Origin of the sequence: Aminobacterium mobile DSM 12262 (assembly GCF_000526395.1) — a bacterium.
Taxonomy (GTDB): Bacteria; Synergistota; Synergistia; order Synergistales; family Aminobacteriaceae; genus Aminobacterium; species Aminobacterium mobile.
Genome location: NZ_JAFZ01000004.1, coordinates 62,032 through 80,783 on the forward strand (window position 1 = coordinate 62,032; position 18,752 = coordinate 80,783).

18 protein-coding genes and 1 riboswitch are annotated in these 18,752 nt (G+C 43.0%); of the genes, 9 read left to right on the forward strand and 9 right to left on the reverse strand.

Annotation, left to right across the window (positions count from 1 at the left end):
* Positions 1–21: 21 nt before the first annotated feature.
* Positions 22–873, forward strand: a complete 852-nt coding sequence (speE, locus tag K360_RS0109920) for a polyamine aminopropyltransferase (RefSeq protein ID WP_024822998.1) — start codon at positions 22–24, stop codon at positions 871–873.
* 59 nt (positions 874–932) lie between these two features.
* On the opposite strand, the gene K360_RS0109925 is transcribed toward speE, so the two are convergent.
* Positions 933–2,339 carry a sodium-dependent transporter gene (locus K360_RS0109925; protein ID WP_024822999.1) on the reverse strand — a complete coding sequence of 469 codons (1,407 nt, stop codon included), beginning with the start codon at positions 2,337–2,339 and terminating at the stop codon, positions 933–935.
* A gap of 298 nt (positions 2,340–2,637) precedes the next feature.
* Here K360_RS0109925 and K360_RS0109930 point away from each other — a divergent pair, with 298 nt between their 5' ends.
* Genes K360_RS0109930 through K360_RS11130 form a run of 3 tightly spaced genes read left to right on the forward strand, consistent with a single transcriptional unit; the run spans position 2,638 to position 4,462 of the window.
* Positions 2,638–3,234, forward strand: a complete 597-nt coding sequence (locus tag K360_RS0109930; RefSeq protein WP_245587116.1) for a MotA/TolQ/ExbB proton channel family protein — start codon at positions 2,638–2,640, stop codon at positions 3,232–3,234.
* A gap of 3 nt (positions 3,235–3,237) precedes the next feature.
* Positions 3,238–3,627 (forward strand): ExbD/TolR family protein, encoded by a 390-nt coding sequence (locus tag K360_RS0109935; protein ID WP_024823001.1) that lies wholly within the window; start codon positions 3,238–3,240, stop codon positions 3,625–3,627.
* Between the two features lies 1 nt (position 3,628).
* The gene (locus tag K360_RS11130; RefSeq protein WP_024823002.1) at positions 3,629–4,462 is read left to right on the forward strand and encodes an energy transducer TonB; all 834 of its coding nucleotides are present in this window, start codon (positions 3,629–3,631) and stop codon (positions 4,460–4,462) included.
* On the opposite strand, the gene K360_RS0109945 is transcribed toward K360_RS11130, so the two are convergent.
* From K360_RS0109945 to K360_RS0109955, 3 genes are read right to left on the reverse strand one after another with little or no spacing between them, the layout of a single operon-like run.
* Complete coding sequence (locus K360_RS0109945; protein WP_024823003.1) at positions 4,459–5,508, reverse strand: ABC transporter ATP-binding protein; 1,050 nt, start codon at positions 5,506–5,508, stop codon at positions 4,459–4,461. The genes K360_RS11130 and K360_RS0109945 overlap by 4 nt on opposite strands.
* 1 nt (position 5,509) lies before the next feature.
* A complete protein-coding gene (locus K360_RS0109950) occupies positions 5,510–6,511 on the reverse strand; it encodes an iron ABC transporter permease (RefSeq protein WP_024823004.1) in 1,002 nt (333 codons plus the stop codon).
* Positions 6,508–7,656, reverse strand: coding sequence for an ABC transporter substrate-binding protein (locus K360_RS0109955; protein WP_245587118.1), 1,149 nt, complete (start codon positions 7,654–7,656; stop codon positions 6,508–6,510). The genes K360_RS0109950 and K360_RS0109955 overlap by 4 nt, the downstream gene beginning before the upstream one ends.
* Before the next feature lie 113 nt (positions 7,657–7,769).
* Positions 7,770–7,926: riboswitch (cobalamin riboswitch) on the forward strand.
* Between K360_RS0109955 and K360_RS11375 the strand changes: the two genes are divergently transcribed.
* Positions 7,885–8,046 carry a hypothetical protein gene (locus K360_RS11375; protein ID WP_156923406.1) on the forward strand — a complete coding sequence of 54 codons (162 nt, stop codon included), beginning with the start codon at positions 7,885–7,887 and terminating at the stop codon, positions 8,044–8,046. (Overlaps the previous riboswitch by 42 nt.)
* Positions 8,036–9,904 carry a TonB-dependent receptor plug domain-containing protein gene (locus tag K360_RS0109960; protein WP_156923407.1) on the forward strand — a complete coding sequence of 623 codons (1,869 nt, stop codon included), beginning with the start codon at positions 8,036–8,038 and terminating at the stop codon, positions 9,902–9,904. The genes K360_RS11375 and K360_RS0109960 overlap by 11 nt, the downstream gene beginning before the upstream one ends.
* Positions 9,905–9,942: 38 nt before the next feature.
* Here the strand turns inward: K360_RS0109960 and K360_RS0109965 are convergent, their stop codons facing one another.
* On the reverse strand, positions 9,943–10,617 hold the full coding sequence (locus K360_RS0109965; RefSeq protein ID WP_024823007.1) for a protein-L-isoaspartate(D-aspartate) O-methyltransferase: 675 nt from the start codon (positions 10,615–10,617) through the stop codon (positions 9,943–9,945).
* A gap of 100 nt (positions 10,618–10,717) precedes the next feature.
* Here K360_RS0109965 and K360_RS0109970 point away from each other — a divergent pair, with 100 nt between their 5' ends.
* Positions 10,718–11,452 (forward strand): acyl-[acyl-carrier-protein] thioesterase, encoded by a 735-nt coding sequence (locus K360_RS0109970; RefSeq protein ID WP_024823008.1) that lies wholly within the window; start codon positions 10,718–10,720, stop codon positions 11,450–11,452.
* A complete protein-coding gene (gene mutY / locus K360_RS0109975) occupies positions 11,434–12,531 on the forward strand; it encodes an A/G-specific adenine glycosylase (RefSeq protein WP_024823009.1) in 1,098 nt (365 codons plus the stop codon). The genes K360_RS0109970 and mutY overlap by 19 nt, the downstream gene beginning before the upstream one ends.
* 53 nt (positions 12,532–12,584) lie before the next feature.
* Here the strand turns inward: mutY and K360_RS0109980 are convergent, their stop codons facing one another.
* From K360_RS0109980 to K360_RS0109995, 4 genes are read right to left on the reverse strand one after another with little or no spacing between them, the layout of a single operon-like run.
* Entirely contained in the window at positions 12,585–13,037 is a 453-nt protein-coding gene (locus K360_RS0109980; RefSeq protein ID WP_024823010.1) for a hypothetical protein, read from the reverse strand.
* Positions 13,038–13,064: 27 nt separating this feature from the next.
* Positions 13,065–13,946: a GGDEF domain-containing response regulator gene (locus tag K360_RS0109985; RefSeq protein WP_024823011.1), complete on the reverse strand. Its 882-nt coding sequence runs from the start codon at positions 13,944–13,946 to the stop codon at positions 13,065–13,067.
* A gap of 21 nt (positions 13,947–13,967) precedes the next feature.
* Positions 13,968–16,073 (reverse strand): GAF domain-containing hybrid sensor histidine kinase/response regulator, encoded by a 2,106-nt coding sequence (locus K360_RS11135; RefSeq protein ID WP_024823012.1) that lies wholly within the window; start codon positions 16,071–16,073, stop codon positions 13,968–13,970.
* 17 nt (positions 16,074–16,090) lie between these two features.
* Positions 16,091–17,344 carry an HDOD domain-containing protein gene (locus K360_RS0109995; RefSeq protein ID WP_024823013.1) on the reverse strand — a complete coding sequence of 418 codons (1,254 nt, stop codon included), beginning with the start codon at positions 17,342–17,344 and terminating at the stop codon, positions 16,091–16,093.
* A 60-nt stretch (positions 17,345–17,404) separates the two neighbouring features.
* Here K360_RS0109995 and K360_RS0110000 point away from each other — a divergent pair, with 60 nt between their 5' ends.
* Positions 17,405–18,742 carry a B12-binding domain-containing radical SAM protein gene (locus tag K360_RS0110000; RefSeq protein WP_245587117.1) on the forward strand — a complete coding sequence of 446 codons (1,338 nt, stop codon included), beginning with the start codon at positions 17,405–17,407 and terminating at the stop codon, positions 18,740–18,742.
* Positions 18,743–18,752 lie beyond the last annotated feature (10 nt).

Below are 18,752 nucleotides of genomic sequence, written 5' to 3' on the forward strand. Positions count from 1 at the left end.
ATCGAAAGGAGATGGTGCTTTTTGGAACGCCGGGGGAAAAGATTTAACCAGATATGGCTAACGGAAGAGCAGACTCCAAATATGAAGTTGAGCTTAAGGGTAAATCGCGTACTTGTAAACAAGAAATCCGATTACCAAGAAATCCTGCTTGTGGAAACGGCAGAGTATGGTCGGATGCTTGTTCTTGATGGCGCTATACAAATAGGGGAAAGAGAGGAATTCTGCTATTCAGAGATGATGGCTCATATCCCTCTCTGTGCCCATCCCGATCCCAAACACGTACTTATAGTAGGAGGGGGAGACGGTGGGGTTCTTCGCGAGGTTCTTCGACATAAAAACGTAGAAAAAGCTGTCCTCATCGATATTGATAGCGACGTTATTGAAGCAGCAAAGGAATATCTTCCTACTCTTAGTTGCGCTATGGATGACCCTAGAGCAGAAATACGTTCTGAAGATGCTTTATCCTATATACGTTCCGTCTCTGAATGTTTTGACGTGGCCATTGTCGACAGTACAGACCCTGTGGACTTTGCCGCAGGACTTTTCGAATCGAGTTTTTATGAAGAGGTGAAAAAGGCTCTTAAGAAAGATGGAATAATAATTGCCCAGACAGAGTCTCCATTCTCCGATACGAAGATTATGATAGAAGCATATAAAAACATGAAAAGTGTCTATCCAATAACATCCTTGTGTTGGGGAGCTATGCCTACATATCCATCAGGGATGTGGACATATACTATCGGTTCGAGAGAAGTCGACCCATCGACTCCAAGGCACACCGTGCCAGAAGGAACTAAATATTACACTCGCGACATTCACAAAGCAGCTTTTGTTTTGCCTCCTTTTTTAAAGGATCTTCTTCATGATAAATAAAAAGAGAAGGGGCTTGATCCTAGGATCAAGCCCCTTCTCTTTTTTACAATAGACCTTATCTAAAAAGATATGATACCAATGGTATTTAGTAAAATGATAACAAGCAATGCTGGCGAAACATAGCGTATAACAAAAGAGAAAAAGCGCACATAAAAACCGTTCTCAAGGGTACCATGATTCGAAAGTTCGTACGCCACGTCCTCTTTTTTTGAAAAATATCCTACAAAAATGGCAATAAGCAATCCTCCAAGAGGCATAATAATGTTAGAGGATAAATGGTCATAAAAATCAAAGAATCCATCTCCAAAAAGCTTTATTCCACCTAACAGACTTGAACTATCTACAGAAAGAGTCGCAGTAATACCGACCAGTCCAATAAAAAGACAGTTCATAAAGGTTGCTTTCTTTCTAGACATCTTGAACTCTTCAGACCAGAAAGCTACTGGAACTTCCATAAGAGAAAGAAGAGCCGTTGTAGCAGCAAAAGACGTTAGTAAAAAGAAAGCGGCAAGTAAAACCGTTCCAAAGGGCATTTTTGAGAAAACCAGCGGAATAGTCATAAACAGAAGGCCAGGCCCCGCCGATGGCTCCATTCCAAAAGAAAAAACTGTTGGGAAGATGGCCAGTCCCGCCAACATAGAGACGAGCGTATCTGAAAAAGCGATTTTCCCAGCTGTTTTAAAAAGGTGAACATCCTCGGTAAAATAAGAACCATACGTGATCATAATACCCATAGCTAGAGACAATTTAAAGAAAGCTAACCCCAAAGCGCTTAAGGCCACTGAAGGGGTAATCCGAGAAAAATCTATATGAAAAAGAAATCGAATACCCTCTCCAGCGCCAGGCAAAGTTAGGGCCCGGATGTCACAAATTACGATAAGAACAAAAAGCAGCGGCATAAGAGTCTTAGTAATTCGCTCTATTCCACCGCGCACACCCATAGAGATGCCAAATCCAACAACACAAAGCACTATAAACTGCCAAAAGATAGGGGAAAGAACAGCCTTCGAAAAGAAAGACTGCCCAGCTGTCCCTACCCCAATAACCTCACCAAAAAGCCCCTCAACACTCTCGGCACTAATAGAAGCAAACGCACCTGTAAGAGCTTTGAAGCAATAGAAATAAACCCAGCCTGCAACACATGTATAAAAGAACATAACTAGATAGGCCGAGAGGACCCCCATTACGCCGACTCCCTTCCAAAGGGATCCTGGTTTTAAACTTTCAAAAGCACCTATGGCATTGTGTCGGGTACGCCGGCCTATATACCACTCACAGAGAAGGACTGGTATGCCTACAAAAAGAATGCATATAAAATAGACAAAAAGAAAAGCGCCGCCACCATTTGACCCTGTCAAATAGGGGAATTTCCAGATGTTACCCAGACCAACTGCCGACCCTAAAGAGGCGAAAAAGACTGCGAGTCCTGACGAAAAGCCTTCTCTGGGCTTACCCGTGTTCTCCACTATGAACCACTCCCTCGATAAAATATATAAAGAATAAAAATTGGCTTCCATATCACGCATCACGATATGGAATGAATAGCCTCAAACTAAATCCTCATGAGTTTTTATTTAGGGGATTAAAGTACTCCTGAGGGGATAAATTGTACTGAATTTTAAGACAGTAATTGTGTTTCGTCAACCTTTTTTAGAGATTTTTCCAGTCTTTGACAATATGGCAGAGATTTATCATACTTACCAGAGAGATTTCTTTAACGATGAGGTGAGCGAAATGGAATTTATGAACGCAGGAGGGCCTCTCATGTGGATTATATTGGGGCTTTCAATTGTAGCTCTTGCTATTTTTATCGAGCGACTCTTTTTTTTCAAAAGAGCTTCTACAGATGCCGAAGCGTTAGAATTAGCTCTCAGCAAGGCTCTGTTTAACAATGACTCGCAACAAGCTGTGGAAATAGCAAAAGGTGGAAAATCTTCCCTTCACTGCCTTTTTTCTGCTGCTGTTACCCATTGGCAAGTTGATACGGAAGCTTTTAAACTCTTACTTGAGCAACAGATACGTCGAGAGCTCTTTCGTTGGATGAAAGGGCTCACTCTCCTCGGCACTATTTCCCGCGTTGCTCCTTTATTAGGGCTACTTGGTACCGTTCTTGGCATGGTAGAGATTTTCAGGAGTTTGCCTACCGCAGGGCAAGCACCGATGATCTCTTTAGCTGGTGGCATTTGGCAAGCGCTCCTCACTACCGTTGCTGGCCTCAGCGTGGCTGTTCCAACTGTTCTGGGTTACACATTTCTCGTCTCTCGAATAGACGACCAAGAAGAAACACTTTTTAGGGGTGCCGATTTTCTGATTCGGGAGAAACTTATAGAAACCACGCGCTCCCACCACGCGGGGGAATAAACAGTGACTTTTCGGTCGACTCGCAGCCGTTTGCCTGAAATAGATATCACCCCTCTTATTGATATTCTCTTTATTCTTATTATTTTCTTTGTCCTTACGACAACTTTCGGGCAAAGTCAGATAAGAGTGCAACTTCCAAACGGACAGGCATCTACTGTAGACGCCGCTCTCGCTGTTTACATAACAATAAATTCCGAGGGGACTCTTTTCTGGGAAGAGGGCGCTGTCTCTGAAGAGGATCTCATCACCTTGGCGAGACAGGCGCAGGAGGCAGGGAAAACTCTTTTAATTGCAGCGGACCGTAGCATTTCTTATGGACATGTAGCGTCATTCCTATCTCGTCTCAATCAAAACGGGATCCAGTCTGTAGGGTTAGCCCTTCAGGAGGATTAGTATGGCAAAACGCTTTGTTCCTCCTCTTCTATGTAGCCTCTTCTTACATGTTCTTCTGTTTTTTTGCCTGCCCAAATTGCCACCGAGCGAACCTCTATCCTCAGAGCCGCTTATGATAGTTACGCTTGTCAAAACAACGAAACCGGGGCAATGTTCAGAACGTGCTGAGGATAGATCAATAGGAGCAGGCTCTCAACCTTCAAAAAAGATAGAAGATGCGCATTTATCTTCCATGCAAACGCTATCCCCTACATTTCTGTCTGCACCTCAACAACAAATCTCAAAGATTGAAAACAAGAAAGAGCAACAAGCACAGCAAGCAACAGCCCTTCGCAACCTCGAAAAATCGACAAAAGAAAAAGAGGAGGAGGAAAGAACAATCACTACTACGACTGTTGCCCATACCCTCTCTGGCTCGGACACAAAAGGAGACATGAATGATGATGCAAAGAAGGAGGCAGAGAGAACGTCCGCTGGCACAGTAGAAGGACATGGCAAAGGGGAGGAAATAAGCGCTGACCAAGGGCTCTGCAAAAAAGGTGGGGTTGGCTCTGGACATGGAGAATTGCCCTCCGTCTTCGAGCTTTCATCTGTAACAATAAAAAAGCGCGTACACCCCCAATACCCTCTAATCAGCCGTAGAAAAGGAGAAGAAGGAACTGTAACCCTTCTCGCTCATGTGCATAAAGGAGATCTCATAACAGTACGTATAGAGAAATCCAGCTCCTATTCGCGACTTGATCAGGCCGCATTGACTGCCATTAAACAATGGCTTTTTACTGAAGATTTAACAGGAACTGTGAGAGTCCCCGTCATTTTTTCCCTCAAAGATTAATGGGGAACTTTATTAAAATATTCATCTAAAAGCTCTAAGGTTTTCGCAAGGGAGGAGACCCTTCTCTCCCCCATCTCGGGGAAAGAAAGATCCCAAAAAGGATCTACCCCGCTACGTATAAAGATAGAAACTTTCGCTTTTTCAGGAGGAACTAACGTATATTCTTTTCTCTTCAATGCTCGGCAAGTCCAAAAAAGTTCATTAGACGTACCTGTTACAGCAACAAAACGCCCAGAACTTCCCTTTCCGTTTCCGTTTAACTTCCATTCCCCCGTTCCTATATCAAAATGAATATTCTCTGTTGAAAAGACAGAAGAAATTGCTCCCGCAAGAACCAAATCCTCAGGAACACCTGAGAAAGAAATTCCTTCTGGGGATAATAACCAAAGACGATCGGCAAAACGTAAGGCTAAGTCTATGTCATGAAGGGACAAAATGATCCCTTTCTTCTCATACCAGGCATAGTTTCGCAAAAGAGATAAGAGCTCCACTTTGCGAGGCAAATCTAAAAAAGCCGTCGGTTCATCAAGCAAAAGAATAGGTGTTGTCTGAGCCAAAGCTCTAGCAATAAGGACCCGCTGGCTTTCTCCATCGCTCAATTCGGAAAAGAGTCGGCGAGAAAGATGCCATGCCTGCATCTGCTCCAAAGATGCACGTATAATGTCGTGATCACTCTGCTCCAATTCACCACGCCAATTTGTATAAGGATAGCGTCCCAGTGAGACAAGCTCAAAAGCGGTGAGTCCCTGAACATCTGGACGGCCAGCCATTACAAAACTCATTAAGGCTGATCGCTGCACGTAAGAAAGGGTCTTTATGTTGTGCTGCTTTATCTGCAAAATCCCAGACAGAGGTTTAAGAATTCCTGCAAGTGTTTTCAAGAGTGTAGTTTTTCCTGCACCATTAGGGCCTACTAAACAAACGATCTCCCCAGGCCACAGAGTAAAAGACATATGTTGAGCAACTGGTGCGGAATATCCCTTTTTTACAGGATAACCAATGGTAAGATCTTCCACAGTAAGGAGAGGAGGATGGACAGTATCCATGCTACATCTCCTCCTTCCTTCTACTCCGAAAGACAACCCATACCACAACAGGAGCTCCTATAAGAGATGTAACAGCATTAAGAGGTAGAACGATAGAGCTACCAGGGACATGGGCTATAAAATCAGCGCAAAGAGCAAGATTCCCACCGACTAACGCACAAGCTGGTACTAAAAAACGATGGTCGGCGCTCTTAAATGCGCCCCGACATAGATGAGGAACTGCTACCCCCAGAAAAGCAATTGGACCGCAAAAAGCTGTGACACTTCCCGCCAAGAAAGACGTTAGGGCTATGAGGAGGATACGAACCCTCTTTACAGGGACTCCCATGGTAGATGCGTATGACTCTCCCAAGAGTAGAGCGTTGAGAGGTTTTGCCATAATAAAAGCTGCGCCAGAACCAAGAATAGAAGCAGGTACTAACAAAGAAAGCTGCCCCCAGGACACAGAGGAAAAACTTCCAAAACTCCACGCTACAAATTGTTGAATACGTTCTGGAGTACTGAAATGAATTAAGACGCTCACCAAAGCACTCACTGCATATCCAAACATGAGACCTAAAATAAGAAGAGTAGTATTATCCTTAATTTTACCTGCTACAGCCAACATGGCCATCATAATAAGACAGCTACCCAACCACGCCGCACCAGCAAGTCCTACATTAGCCAAAGACCCAGCTATTAAAGTGGCCATTGCTACACCCAGACTCGCTCCGCCGTTAATACCAAGGATAAAGGGACCGGCTAAAGGATTTTGAAAAAGGGTTTGCATCCCTAAACCTGACACAGAGAGAGCTCCTCCAGCAAAAAATGCAGTAAGGGCCCGAGGAAATCTTAATTCCATAACTATTACTCGCCACTCCTCAGAGACCCTTTCACTCCCTAAAAGACTTTGTAAAAGAGCCGAAAAGGGGATAGAAACAGATCCTAAAGAAAGGGTAAGAGCTACCAAAATTACACCGATCCCAAGGAGCGCCACAAAAAGAAACATCTGGCGATATTTCATGGTATATTCCTCTCTGACAATTGATGATAAAAAAAGAGCTCGTGGTTTGGCAGTAAATGAGGATGTAAAATAGCAATTAAATCTTCTAAAATCAAGTCTGGGCGCATGATGCCCTGCTGATAATAATCGTTAGCTCCACTTTTCGTCACACGAGCATTATTATTATAAATTCTTCTTTCCTTGAAGGGACGAAACGTTTCATAACGGGGATCTTCAGTTATAGCGTCCTCTAAGCTTTGCCATGAAGAAGCGTTAATCCAAAAATCACAGGAGATAGCTCGTTCTAACACATTTTCAAAATCTATGGGGACCCCTCCCCGCTGATTAAGGTCAGACCAAAGATAGCGGCCTCCTGCATCACGAAGCAAGTAAGCAGGCCAGCTTCGTCCTCCTGGAACATACCATGTCCCGCCAATAGCTGCATTTGCCATAACTGTAGGGCGTTCCTTCGTCATATCCCGCACTTTTTGTACGAGAGAGTTATATTGTTCAGCAACTCGCCGAAAAAAAGCATCTGCCTCCCCTTCTTCGCCCAGGAACAAACCCACGAATTTAATCCATTCTGCCATACCGAGAGGTTCTTCTTCCAAATAATCTGACGCAATAACAAGGGGGACTCCAAGTTGCCGTAACCGATCCGCAGCCTCTTTCTCTGTTGCCGTATACGCATAAACAAAAACGACATCCGGGCGTAAAGAAAGAATTTTTTCCACGTCGAGGCGCAATCCTGCCCCTGCATCAGCAGCTACGTCAGGGAGATCAGAGTTACGAATAACGTTGGAATATACATATCGTTTCCCTCCCACCCCCACAAATACATCCGCTCCGCCAAGTTCCTCTATAAAAGGGAGCATGGTCATGGATGTGGTAATAACTCGTCGAACTGGGACATGTACAATTGGCAAATGGGCAAGCCTTTCAGGGATAGAGGCCCCCTGTGATACGAGAAGATACTGTTGCCCTTCCCGGGCTCCAGCCCAAGGTTGGACGACAGTGACTATGCTATATCCCTCTTCTCTGCTCACCTTAAAACCTTTAGCATATTGAAGTTCCATAGAAGAGGCGAAAGAAGGGACGGGATACAAAAGGACAAAACCCCATACCCAAAGTAAAACATTAAAGAGATTCCATTTAATTTTTTTCATATTTTTCACAAAAGAGTTCCTCTTAGTAGATTTTTTTATTGTAAGATATGTATAATAGTAAATGTGCGATTAGGTCAATTCCAATTATCGCTATCATTGCCTACAAAATCAAATAGGGATCTATGTTTTCCAGCTTCGGGAATCTGGTGTGAAACCAGAACGGCCCCGCCACTGTAACAGAGACAAACTCGTAATACCACTGGGAAAACTGGGAAGGTACGAGGGAGGATGAACTGGAGTCAGGAGACCGGCTGGAAGACAAGAGTCATTATCATGCGAGGGCGTGGTGTGATGACTATCTTCCTAGCCTTATACATGGCGAGAAGAGGTTGTCGTGTCAACCTTGCTTCTCGCCATTTTTATATTTTTAGGGGGGACTATGGTGGTTAAGAAGAAAGGACTCATTGCGGCGTGCATGGCTGCGACTTTTGTCTTTATGGCAGGAGCGGCAATAGGAGCAGAAAAAGTCTACGATGCTCCTGAGGAAATAGTTACAGGGAGTAGATTGGCGACAAGCCTGGAAGAAGTTCCAGCTCCAACCTACGTTATTACCCGTGACCAAATTGAAAGAAGCGGATCCAGAGATTTAGCAACCATTCTTGAACAGAATGTACCGGGAATTTATGTAAAGCAAAAGACTGGTCATTCGAATAACTCTCAAATTTCTATGAGAGGGTACGTAACTGAAGTGCTTGTTTTAGTTGATGGCGTTCCCTATTACCGCTCATCCCATGGAGCTGGCGCTGCCTCTGTTGATTTTCGAGATTTCCCGATTTCCAACATTGAGCGCATTGATGTAGTCAAAGGAACTGGCTCAGCTACTTATGGTTCCATGGCTGCCGGTGGTGTTATTAATATAATTACCCGGAAAGCCACGGAGGGAATAACTATAGAAGGAGAGGTCGGTCCTAATGACTGGCGACGGTACTTTGTCCAAGGAGAGGGTGCTGGAGAAAAAATCAATGCTGGCATCTGGTATTCCCACAAAGAAGAAGGAGAGCATCGCTTACTTGAACAGACCGAAAAAATCTACAATGCCCTCGACTATAAAGAAAATGCTTACGGCGTAACTCTCAATGGCAAAGACTGGAATTTTAAAAGTGAAACAGGGGAATTTAAGAACACATATGAAACTCCGGGCTGGATGGTCCCAGTAGATATTAACAAAGAGAAAGGACAATATCAGCGACATTCTTTCCGTTACAACGGGAACAGCTACTATGTGTTGATGGGTTATAACGACCAGAGATATTATATCCAGCAAAATCAAGATAACTATTACAAAGATCGGGCTTTTACTACGGAGTTTGGGAAACGAAGCCAATGGGGCGCTACTCTTGCTTCATGGGGAATGACATATAGAAAAGAAGAAACAACATACAGACCATCTACTTTTGACCCTGAAATAAACCAGGATCGGACAAATTACGCCCCCTTTGTAGAACTCTCTCGTCCTTTTGGCGATGTTATCGGAACCCTTGGATTACGATACGAAATATGGCGCCAGGATAACGCAGACAACTATAATGAACTCATGCCCAAAATGACCCTTCAACTTCCGCTCAACAACAACACTGCCTGGTATATTTCTGCCGGGCGTTTCTTCGCTATGCCTAGCATGTATGAACTTCATGCAAATGGTCCATGGGGAACTAAAGGGAATCCCAACCTCAAGCCAGAAAAAGGATGGAATTATGATCTGGGAATAAAAGGAGCAAATGACTCTGGGAATTGGGGCCTCGGAATCTTTTACTCTAATATGAAAGATAAAATCATCTGGCGCAGTAACACCTATGAAAATATGGACGACTTTAGATCTTATGGAGTTGAAGCTAGTCACAAATGGAATCTTTCAGAGAAATGGAGTTTCGGTCTTTCTGGAACGTGGCAAAAAGCTCAGGAGAAAAAAGGGAATGCTGGAAACTGGGAAAATAGCTACGGCTTGCCGGAATGGCAATTTATGTCTTCTCTCACATATCACAACGGTCCATGGACAACTGGAATAAACTGTAGCTTCGTCGCCAACCGATCTACAACCCCTGCTCAAAAGGATTGGACAGGAAAACTTTATAATCCCGGCGACGACTATTTCCAGACAGATATTTTCACTGAGTGGAAATCTGGTGATCATACAGTCCGCTTAAGCTGCTATAACCTCTTTGATGAAGAGTTTACATATAATTCTGCCGGTTGGAATTATTACGGCCCCGAACGAAGCGTTTACCTCACATGGCGATATAGCTTCTAGCTCTTCAGGCGGGGGAAACCCCGCCTTTTTTAATTCCCTTAAGTGTCGTTGTTCTCATGTATCTCTTGTTTACTTATTCCCGACACGACTGGAACAAAGCGACAGTAGTCATACCAATTCTCTAACCATAGCCCCTCTCCCTTCTTCTCCATTACCAATAGACGCTGCAACCCTGGTTCTATTGAAAGGGGCAAAACTATTCGCCCCCCCATAGCAAGTTGTTCTTGCCACGGTTCTTCCACTATATCTGCCGCTGCCGTCACAAGGATTCCATCATATGGAGCTTTCGGAGCATATCCCTGTCGACCATCAGCAACAACGACCATTACGGAATATCCGAGCTGCGAAAGCACCTCTTCGGCCCTCTGTGCTAAAAATTCTATGCGTTCAAGAGAGACAACTGAGGCACCCATTTCCGCCAAAATAGCTGCTTGATATCCAGAACCTGTGCCTACCTCTAATACGCTCATTCCTTTAGATACTCTCAAAAGTTCCGTCATACGAGCAACCATATACGGTTGAGATATAGTTTGATTTTTACCAATGGGAAGAGGGGCATCAAAATAAGCAAGAGAAATATATTCGGGAAAAACAAAAAGATGTCTTGGAACTCGTTTCATCGCAGCAAGAACATGTTTATCTCTCACTCCACGACTCTCTATTTGAGTTGCTACCATAAAATCAGCTTCTTTACGCCAATCAAGATGTGTCATGAACGCCACCCCCCTTGTGGAAATCTACTTTACCTTGCCATGACAAGAGCAGGAGCATTACAATAAGCACGATTGAAAGAAATGATGGAGGGACATATGAATGCATGAAGAAACAATACATATCCGTTTTTTTGAAGTGAATGGACAAGGGCAACTTAAATTAGGCCCCATTTTTAACTATCTTCAGGACATGGCCGATAAAGATGCCTCCCGAATGAACATCTCAATACCACAACTCATGGAGAAAGGGTATACATGGGTGCTTCATCGATACCACCTCGAAATGATACGATACCCAAAACTTGACGAAAGTCTCGTAATTCGCACGTGGCATTCCCCATTAAAGAACCTCTACTCTCTACGAGCTTTTGAGATTCGCACTCAATCTGGAGAAGCCCTCGGGAAAGCCGTAACATCTTGGATTATTATAGACTATAAAAGCCACAAACCGGTACGTCTTGACCGTCATGTCTCTTCCGAATACTATGAAGAAGTAGTTCCTTTTGAGTTCTCTTTTTCACCAATACCGCCTTTAAAACATATAGATTTAGAAGAGTCTTTTCCCGTCCGAATGCGGGATCTGGACATTAATAATCATGTAAACAACGCTGTATATGTAGAATGGGCTGCAGAAACAGTACCCACTGAAGTTTTGCAAACACAGAGGCCGGTGACGATAAACGTTATTTTTAAGGAACAACTCATGTATGGAGATGCTGCTATTGTACAAACCCAAAGGCAAAAAGCTTCAAACTCTTTTGACCATATTATTACCCGACAATCTGATGGAGCAGAAGTTTCAAGGATTCACACGCTATGGGAAAGAATCGAATAATATCTTCTAAGGACATTGAAAGAAATAAAATTAATCAAGAGTTGCTCTGCTGGTTTTGTCAAAATAAGAGGGACCTACCATGGCGCCATTGTTATCGTCCCTATGAGGTATGGATTTCAGAAATCATGTTACAACAGACACAAATGGATCGAGTGATTCCCTATTTTCTCCGCTGGATGGAGCGCTTCCCAAGTCTTCACGATATAGCAGAAGCACAAGAAGAAGAGGTCTTAAAATTCTGGGAAGGGCTAGGCTATTATTCTCGTGTTCGAAATATTCGCAAAGCAGCCCAAATGTTGCTATCTATGGGGTACGAAACAATTCCGCCAAACGAAAACATTCTCCGAGAATTACCTGGCATTGGGCCCTATACGGCTGGAGCCATTCTTAGTATTGCTTATAATATGCCCTATACAGCAATCGATGGGAATGTACGAAGAGTTCTTTCTCGAATAGCCGACATTGCTATACCTGTAAATGCTGGAGAGGGAAAGGTAACCGTAGATATCCTCGCTTCTCAACTTTTGCCCCACGATACCCCTAGAGATTTTAACCAGGCACTCATGGAGTTGGGAGCCCTTATATGTGTTCCACAATTTCCCCGATGTATTGATTGCCCAATTAGCCCCTTCTGCCAAGCGCACAAGACGGGAACAGAAAGAGAGAGACCCGTAGTTCTATATTCAGATAAACCTAAAAAAGTTGAAGCAGTAGCAGCACTTATTTTGTGTGAGGACATGCTATTACTTCGGCAAAGGCCTCTGGACGGCCCGTGGAGCAGACTATGGGAATTGCCGTGGGGAATTAAAGATAGCAAAGAAGATTATCACGCCATTTTCAGGAAAGAACTGCCCGAAAAATGGATGGCTACGCAAAAATTTCACGAGATCGGATCTATACAACACTCGATAATGAATACTCGCATCCACCTCCAAGGCTATACAACATCTCTACCCTATGCTGTACCTGACCCAGTAAAAAAAACTTTTCACTGGATCAGCTTTGAAAACATATCAGCTCTCACATATCAGGCAGGGACTCGCAAACTTTTAGATCTCTTCTTTTCAAAAAAGAGATAAAAAGAGGGAATACTCCCGCACCGGCTGGAAGGGAAATTCTTGCTATGCACCAGTTAAAAAGAGAAATTCTTTATATCCACAAGAATCTTTTCACCGTTCTCAATTTTTACCTTGGCACCTTTCAGATTCTCCCCCTTATTTCCCACTTTCTTTTTTATATGTTCATCTTGTTGGGATGGCCTAAAAATAGCTCTGATAAGGCCTGACCATATATCTCCTTCTCTTCCCTTTTTAGGAAGGCGCACTTGCACAAAAAAGTGGTTGCTATTTACATGTACCTTAACATCTTTACTATTTCCAGGTCCGCCAAGGCCAGGGATATTCAACGCTAAATGGATCATGGCCCCTTGGGGAAGATCCACGTCTCCCCGAATATGCAATTTATGTCCTTTAACTGCAATCTCTCGGATTTCCAGTACAGAAAAGTCGCTCGCCCAACTTGCTGAAGTTCCCAGCATTACAAGAAAAACGGCACAAAGAAATACTTTAAAAATATTTTTCCCCATTTCTTTCACCTCTCTCGGTTCTCTCACCTAGAAGCTTGTCTGATTTCGCCCATTCTTTTTAGCTCGATAGAGCGCTGTATCAGCAGCAAAAATAAACTCGTCAACGGAACTCGCCTTATTATACAATGCAACCCCAAGGCTTGCTGAAAGGAAGATTTCCCCTGAGCTAAAGGGACAACTTACAATATTTTTCCTTACTCGCTCGGCTATTTTAAAAGCTTCATCTCGACTGGCTCCCGGCAATATAAGCAAAAATTCCTCCCCGCCATAGCGACCGACAATGTCATATCTTCGAACTTGCTGAATAATACGAGAAGAAGCATCTCGAAGCACTTCATCGCCTATAAGGTGGCCATACGTATCGTTCACTTGTTTAAAATGATCGAGGTCAAGAAGAGCGATGCTTAAAGGGTGGCCCTCTCTTTCAGACCGGGCTATCTCTATCTCTAAATGCTCAAAAACCACCCGCCTGTTTAGAAGGCCTGTAAGAGTATCGTGATCGGCATGGAAACGGAGGGCTTCTTGTAAATCAACTATACGTTTCCCAGCCCCCACACGAAGATGCAACTCCTGAGCATCGAAAGGTTTTGTAATATAGTCATCCGCTCCAGCTTCAAGACCTGTCAAAATATGTTTTTTTTCATCCCGCACTGTAAGCATTATCAAATACGTATAAATAGAGTTCCCTTTAGTTTGTTCACGCTCTCTCAATCTACGGCATATCTCCGGTCCTTCTAAACCTGACATGAGCCAATCAATAATAGCCAGTTTCGGCGCTTCCTCACCAGTGAGAATGTGCCAAGCTTCATCCCCATCTGCTGCAGTTAGAACTTCATATCCCCATTTTTGTAAAAGAGACTGGAGCATAAATCTCGACGTAACATCATCTTCTGCCACAAGAACTTTCATTGCTCTCCCTCGTTTGGGAGGCTATTCTATTTTACATGTAGCCTCCATAAATAATTTTATATGCGTCTCCAAAGATCGAAGGGCGTCTTGGAAGGGCCCTGATCCCATGCATTCTGCTTCTTTTTCCAAAACCTCTGCCTGAAGGCTGATGGGAATAGCCCCGACATTAGCGCTTGCTCCTCGAATAGTATGGGCAAATCGAGCAACTTCTCGAATTGCCCCCTTTTCCACAGATTCCAGCAAAGACTGAAAAAGTTTAGGAAGATCCTGCCGAAAAGTCTGAAGTATTTCTTTTAAGAGCTCTTCATCTCCATCTAATCTCTGCAAAAGCTCTTGCTTCTGAAAAGCAACAAGGGGCTTTTCTAGCTGTGTTATCAACATATCCGCAAGCTCTTTCATTATGATAGGTTTTGTAAGATACCCGTCCATTCCTTTCAACAAACATCGCTTCTTCTCGCTTTCTTGGGCATTTGCTGTCATAGCCACTATGGGGATTCGATTGTTTTTCCCACAGAGATTTGTCGACCGAATGGCCTGCGTCACCTCTAAACCATCCATTCCTGGCATCTGTATATCCATAAAAATAAGATCATATTCTTTTCGTCCAAGAACCTCCAAAGCTTCTTCCCCGCCAGAAACAGCTTCAGCTGTACAGCCTAGCTTTCGAAGAAAGCCGAGAGCTACTTTTCTATTCGTCTCCGAATCTTCAACAACAAGAACGTAGGGAGTTTTAGAAAACATCACGGGCTGAGGAGACAATAAAGTTTCCTCCTCTTCTGCTGCTTCGGGAGGATCGTTAACGGGCCTTTCTCTTGTTTCTTTTAGAGGTAATGTAAACCAAAAAACCGAGCCATGATTCTCTTGTTTGTTTACCCCTACTGAACCACCCATCAGTTCGACGAGGTCTTTTACTATAGCTAGACCTAAACCTGTTCCTCCATATTTTCGGCTTGTGGAGGGATCAAGTTGAGTGAAAGAATGAAAAAGCTTCGGGAATTGCTCCTCAGGAATTCCCACACCTGTATCCGAGACTTTAAAAAACAGCATGCGAGAACCCGAAATAGCTTCTATTCGCTCCAGCACTTCAAGAGAAACATACCCGACATGAGTAAATTTTAACGCATTCCCCAATAAATTGGAAAGAATCTGTCGAATACGTCCAGGATCTCCCACGCAAACAGGTGGAACATCTTCGTGAACATGAACTCTCAATTCAAGCCTTTTTCGCTCTGCAAGAGGACGGATGCTTTTTATAACGTCCTCGACAAGATTAAAGATAGAAATGGGAACCTCTTCTAGATCAATTTTACCTGCTTCTATTTTAGAAAAATCAAGGATATCATTAATGAGACGCAAAAGATTTTGAGCCTCTTTGAAAATAATTCGAACCATATCACGTGGTTCATCGTCAAGAGAAGAGTCGAGTAGTAGACGAGCCATTCCAAGAATAGCATTCATAGGAGTGCGAATTTCATGGCTCACATTGGCCAGAAAACGGTCTTTCGCCTGCACTGCCTGCTCCAACTGATGTTCTGATTCTTCTAACCGTTTGACCTTCATATTCAACTCTTCGTTCAGGCTGTTGATAAGGCTATAATATTCAGCATCTCTTAGCATGTTCGCGATGGAATTCAAAACCACCGTCAAAAAAGCATAAGAAATATCAAGAATCTCTGAAGGATCTTCATCTAGCAAGGCTACCATTAAGCCTAACGTTCGCCCTTGATTAATAATGGAGTGTAAAAGAAGAAACGAGGTGTCATCAGAAGAACGGATGACAACAGGTCTATTTCTGTCAATAACCCATGCCACAGTCCTGTCCTCAATCAGATTATCTTTTTCTTTTTCAATAAAAGGGAACCCTTCCTGAGGGTCACAATAATAACAGGTGAAATCTAAACCATCCTCAGAGAAAAGGTAAAAGGCGATAGTTTTTACCTTTACAAAAAGTCGCGCCCGCATCGCAGCTTGCTGCAGGATCGTCTCAACATCCATAGATCGGTTTAGCCCCGTAGTAAAGCCAGCGGAACTAATGGCAGCTTCCAGTACCTGTTGGACTGCCTTCTTTTCTTCTAACAAATTCTTCATTCTTTGTTCTAAAGATTCGATGGTTTGATAAGGATCCATTCTACTTCTCCATTTATCTATGCTACAAGGAAAATTTTCATAATCTCCGCAATTTGGCGATCTCCTTGCACCAGAACCGTTTCCAACATACCCTTCGACAACCCTAAAAGCTCCCACATCTCTTTTGAGAAAGAAGGAACTATGTAATTTCCACTGGTTCCTATACGTGTGGCATTAGCTAAAAGATCAGCGGCACATATTATTACGGCATCTTTTTCATGATCCTCTGCGTCCAGAGGTGAGTGGTGATGGGCTACAAGAATTTGAATAGATTCAGGTATATTCCATTCCCTTAGAAGAAGTCCTCCCAATTGTGCGTGATCAAAACCTAACCAACGGCACTCGGTTATTAACAGGGGTACCTTTTCCCTTTCTGCCTCTTCAATAGCACGGGTCATATATTGAGGAAGTTTCGTATAAAGTACCACTCGACCTATATCATGAAGCAATCCTGCAAGGAAGAAACGCTCTTCTGAAGGAAGACGTTTCATATAGGCAAGAAGTCTTGCAAAAACACCACATGCAATGGAATGTTTCCAAAAAGATTTCATATCTACATACGAAGAAGGTATATTTTTAAAAACATTTATCGTGGAGACAGCAAGAGCAAGAGATGTTAACTGATTAGCACCCACTATCGCAATAGCTCTGGACACTGATTGAATAGGAGATGGGAACCCATAAAAAGAACTATTCACAAGGCGCAGTAATCGGACAGTCAGGCTGGGATCTGTGCTTACAACTTTAGCAATATGAGTAGCCGAACTCACAGGAGAGTTCAGAACCTCTTGAATCTTAAAATAAATATCAGGGAAGGAAAAAAGACGGATCTCCCCTGTAACCAACTTGTCTAAAGAAGGCAGGGGCAACTTGCTTTCCGTACGCAAAAAGCCTAAACGTAGAGGCGATGCAAAATCTCGCTTCTCTTCATCTGGTAAAAGACGAGAAGGGAGCAAAAAAGCCATTCTTTTTACGCACAGTTGATAAAGCTCCTTCATTTCTTCTTCTAGGGAATCTACTGCAGGGAAATACTTTTCCACAAGATCTGTTGCGCGTTTTTGCTTATATTCTTCTATCTTTTGCTCCTCATGAATTTGGTGGTCATCAACACCCTCTACATCAACTTCAGTAATTCCCCAAATTTTAAATATCTGAACATATTGCACCTTCAGAGATGTCCCTTTCCCAAGAACAAACCGACCATTCGGAGCATGTACGTCGCTTTTAAGAACCATTCCTTCTCGTAGATTACCGACGCTTACGATCCCCATCGTTAGACTCTCCTTAACATTCACCCTTCTTATTTATTATACCTCATTGGCGTAAAAGGATTGTGTACCTTATGCACCCCAACATCACGTGAATATATTATCTGCTATACTACTCATATTATGAATAACTTCTCTTTATTACTAAACAACTTGAAACATAAAAACATTCTCGGAGTTAATCCTCCTGTATTTGACTTCGCCTATTTCGATTTTTGGGCTAAGCCGCTGGGGTTATTATATATACTAGAGTATTTAAGAAAACACGAAAACAATGTTTCTCTTCTTGATTGTATCTATGAAGGACGCGACAAGCCGAAAGGTTTTGGCCGCTATAAACCACAACGAAAGCAAATAAAAAAGCCCACCCCTTATCAACATATTCCACGAAAATATTATCATTTTGGGATAACAGAAGAAGCATTCGAAGAGAAGCTTTCTCAAATACAACAGCCAGATTTAATTCTTCTCACATCCGGAATGACCTATTGGTATCTCGGCGTAAAATGGTGCATTGACAGACTTAAAAAATTCTTCCCTCACACACCAATATTGTTAGGAGGAATTTACGCCCAACTTTGTCCCGAACATGCTCAAACACTTGGTGCCGATGGAGTACAAACAGAACCATTCCTCCTTGAGAGCCCTTTTCCTGCACTTGATCTCTATGAAGAACCTGAATATGGAATAATAATGACTTCAAGAGGATGCCCTTTGCATTGTGAATACTGCGCATCAAAAAAACTTTGGCCCACATATCGACAGCGTTCGCTTAAAGAAATTATGCGAGAAATTACCTTTCAAGATGGTATTTCCAGTGTAAAGGACATGGCTTTTTATGATGATGCTCTCTTAATAAATAAAGAACGGCATTTCTACCCTCTCTGCAATGAATTGCAGAAAAACTTTCATCATCTACATTACCATACCCCTAATGGTCTTCATGTTCGAGAAATTGACGAAACATGCGCTCATTATCTACGTGAAACTGGATTCAAAACCATCCGCCTCAGCTTAGAAAGCACGGATCCTGTAATACAACAGGCTAGCTCCAGTAAGGTATCAGACCATCAATACGTCAAAGCTGTGGAAAATTTATTAAAGGCTGGCTATACTCATCACGACATAGAAACATATATTCTCATTGGGCTACCAGAGCAAAGCTATCAAAGTGTTTACAATGCTATTTCCTTTGTTCGTTCTTTAGGGGCCACTGTAAAAACTGCAGAATATTCGCCTATTCCTGGAACAGTCATGTTTGAAGACTGCGCAAAAAAGTTTCCCTTATTAAAAGAGGAGCCTCTCTATCAAAATAATACCGCTTACTGTGGATATATTTCAGAAGACATCGCTCCTGAAGAGTTGCAACAGTTAAAGAACCTGGCTCACAAGGGGTCTTAGATATAAAATA

Coding starts and splice junctions, on each gene's coding strand:
- K360_RS0109930 (WP_245587116.1), top strand. CDS start 2,638: ATGTGGATTATATTGGGGCTTTCAATTGTAGCTCTTGCTATTTTTATC.
- K360_RS11130 (WP_024823002.1), top strand. CDS start 3,629: ATGGCAAAACGCTTTGTTCCTCCTCTTCTATGTAGCCTCTTCTTACAT.
- K360_RS0109945 (WP_024823003.1), bottom strand. CDS start 5,508: ATGGATACTGTCCATCCTCCTCTCCTTACTGTGGAAGATCTTACCATT.
- K360_RS0109950 (WP_024823004.1), bottom strand. CDS start 6,511: ATGAAATATCGCCAGATGTTTCTTTTTGTGGCGCTCCTTGGGATCGGT.
- K360_RS0109955 (WP_245587118.1), bottom strand. CDS start 7,656: ATGAAAAAAATTAAATGGAATCTCTTTAATGTTTTACTTTGGGTATGG.
- K360_RS11375 (WP_156923406.1), top strand. CDS start 7,885: ATGAACTGGAGTCAGGAGACCGGCTGGAAGACAAGAGTCATTATCATG.
- K360_RS0109960 (WP_156923407.1), top strand. CDS start 8,036: ATGGTGGTTAAGAAGAAAGGACTCATTGCGGCGTGCATGGCTGCGACT.
- K360_RS0109965 (WP_024823007.1), bottom strand. CDS start 10,617: ATGACACATCTTGATTGGCGTAAAGAAGCTGATTTTATGGTAGCAACT.
- K360_RS0109970 (WP_024823008.1), top strand. CDS start 10,718: ATGCATGAAGAAACAATACATATCCGTTTTTTTGAAGTGAATGGACAA.
- mutY (WP_024823009.1), top strand. CDS start 11,434: ATGGGAAAGAATCGAATAATATCTTCTAAGGACATTGAAAGAAATAAA.
- K360_RS0109980 (WP_024823010.1), bottom strand. CDS start 13,037: ATGGGGAAAAATATTTTTAAAGTATTTCTTTGTGCCGTTTTTCTTGTA.
- K360_RS0109985 (WP_024823011.1), bottom strand. CDS start 13,946: ATGAAAGTTCTTGTGGCAGAAGATGATGTTACGTCGAGATTTATGCTC.
- K360_RS11135 (WP_024823012.1), bottom strand. CDS start 16,073: ATGGATCCTTATCAAACCATCGAATCTTTAGAACAAAGAATGAAGAAT.
- K360_RS0109995 (WP_024823013.1), bottom strand. CDS start 17,344: ATGGGGATCGTAAGCGTCGGTAATCTACGAGAAGGAATGGTTCTTAAA.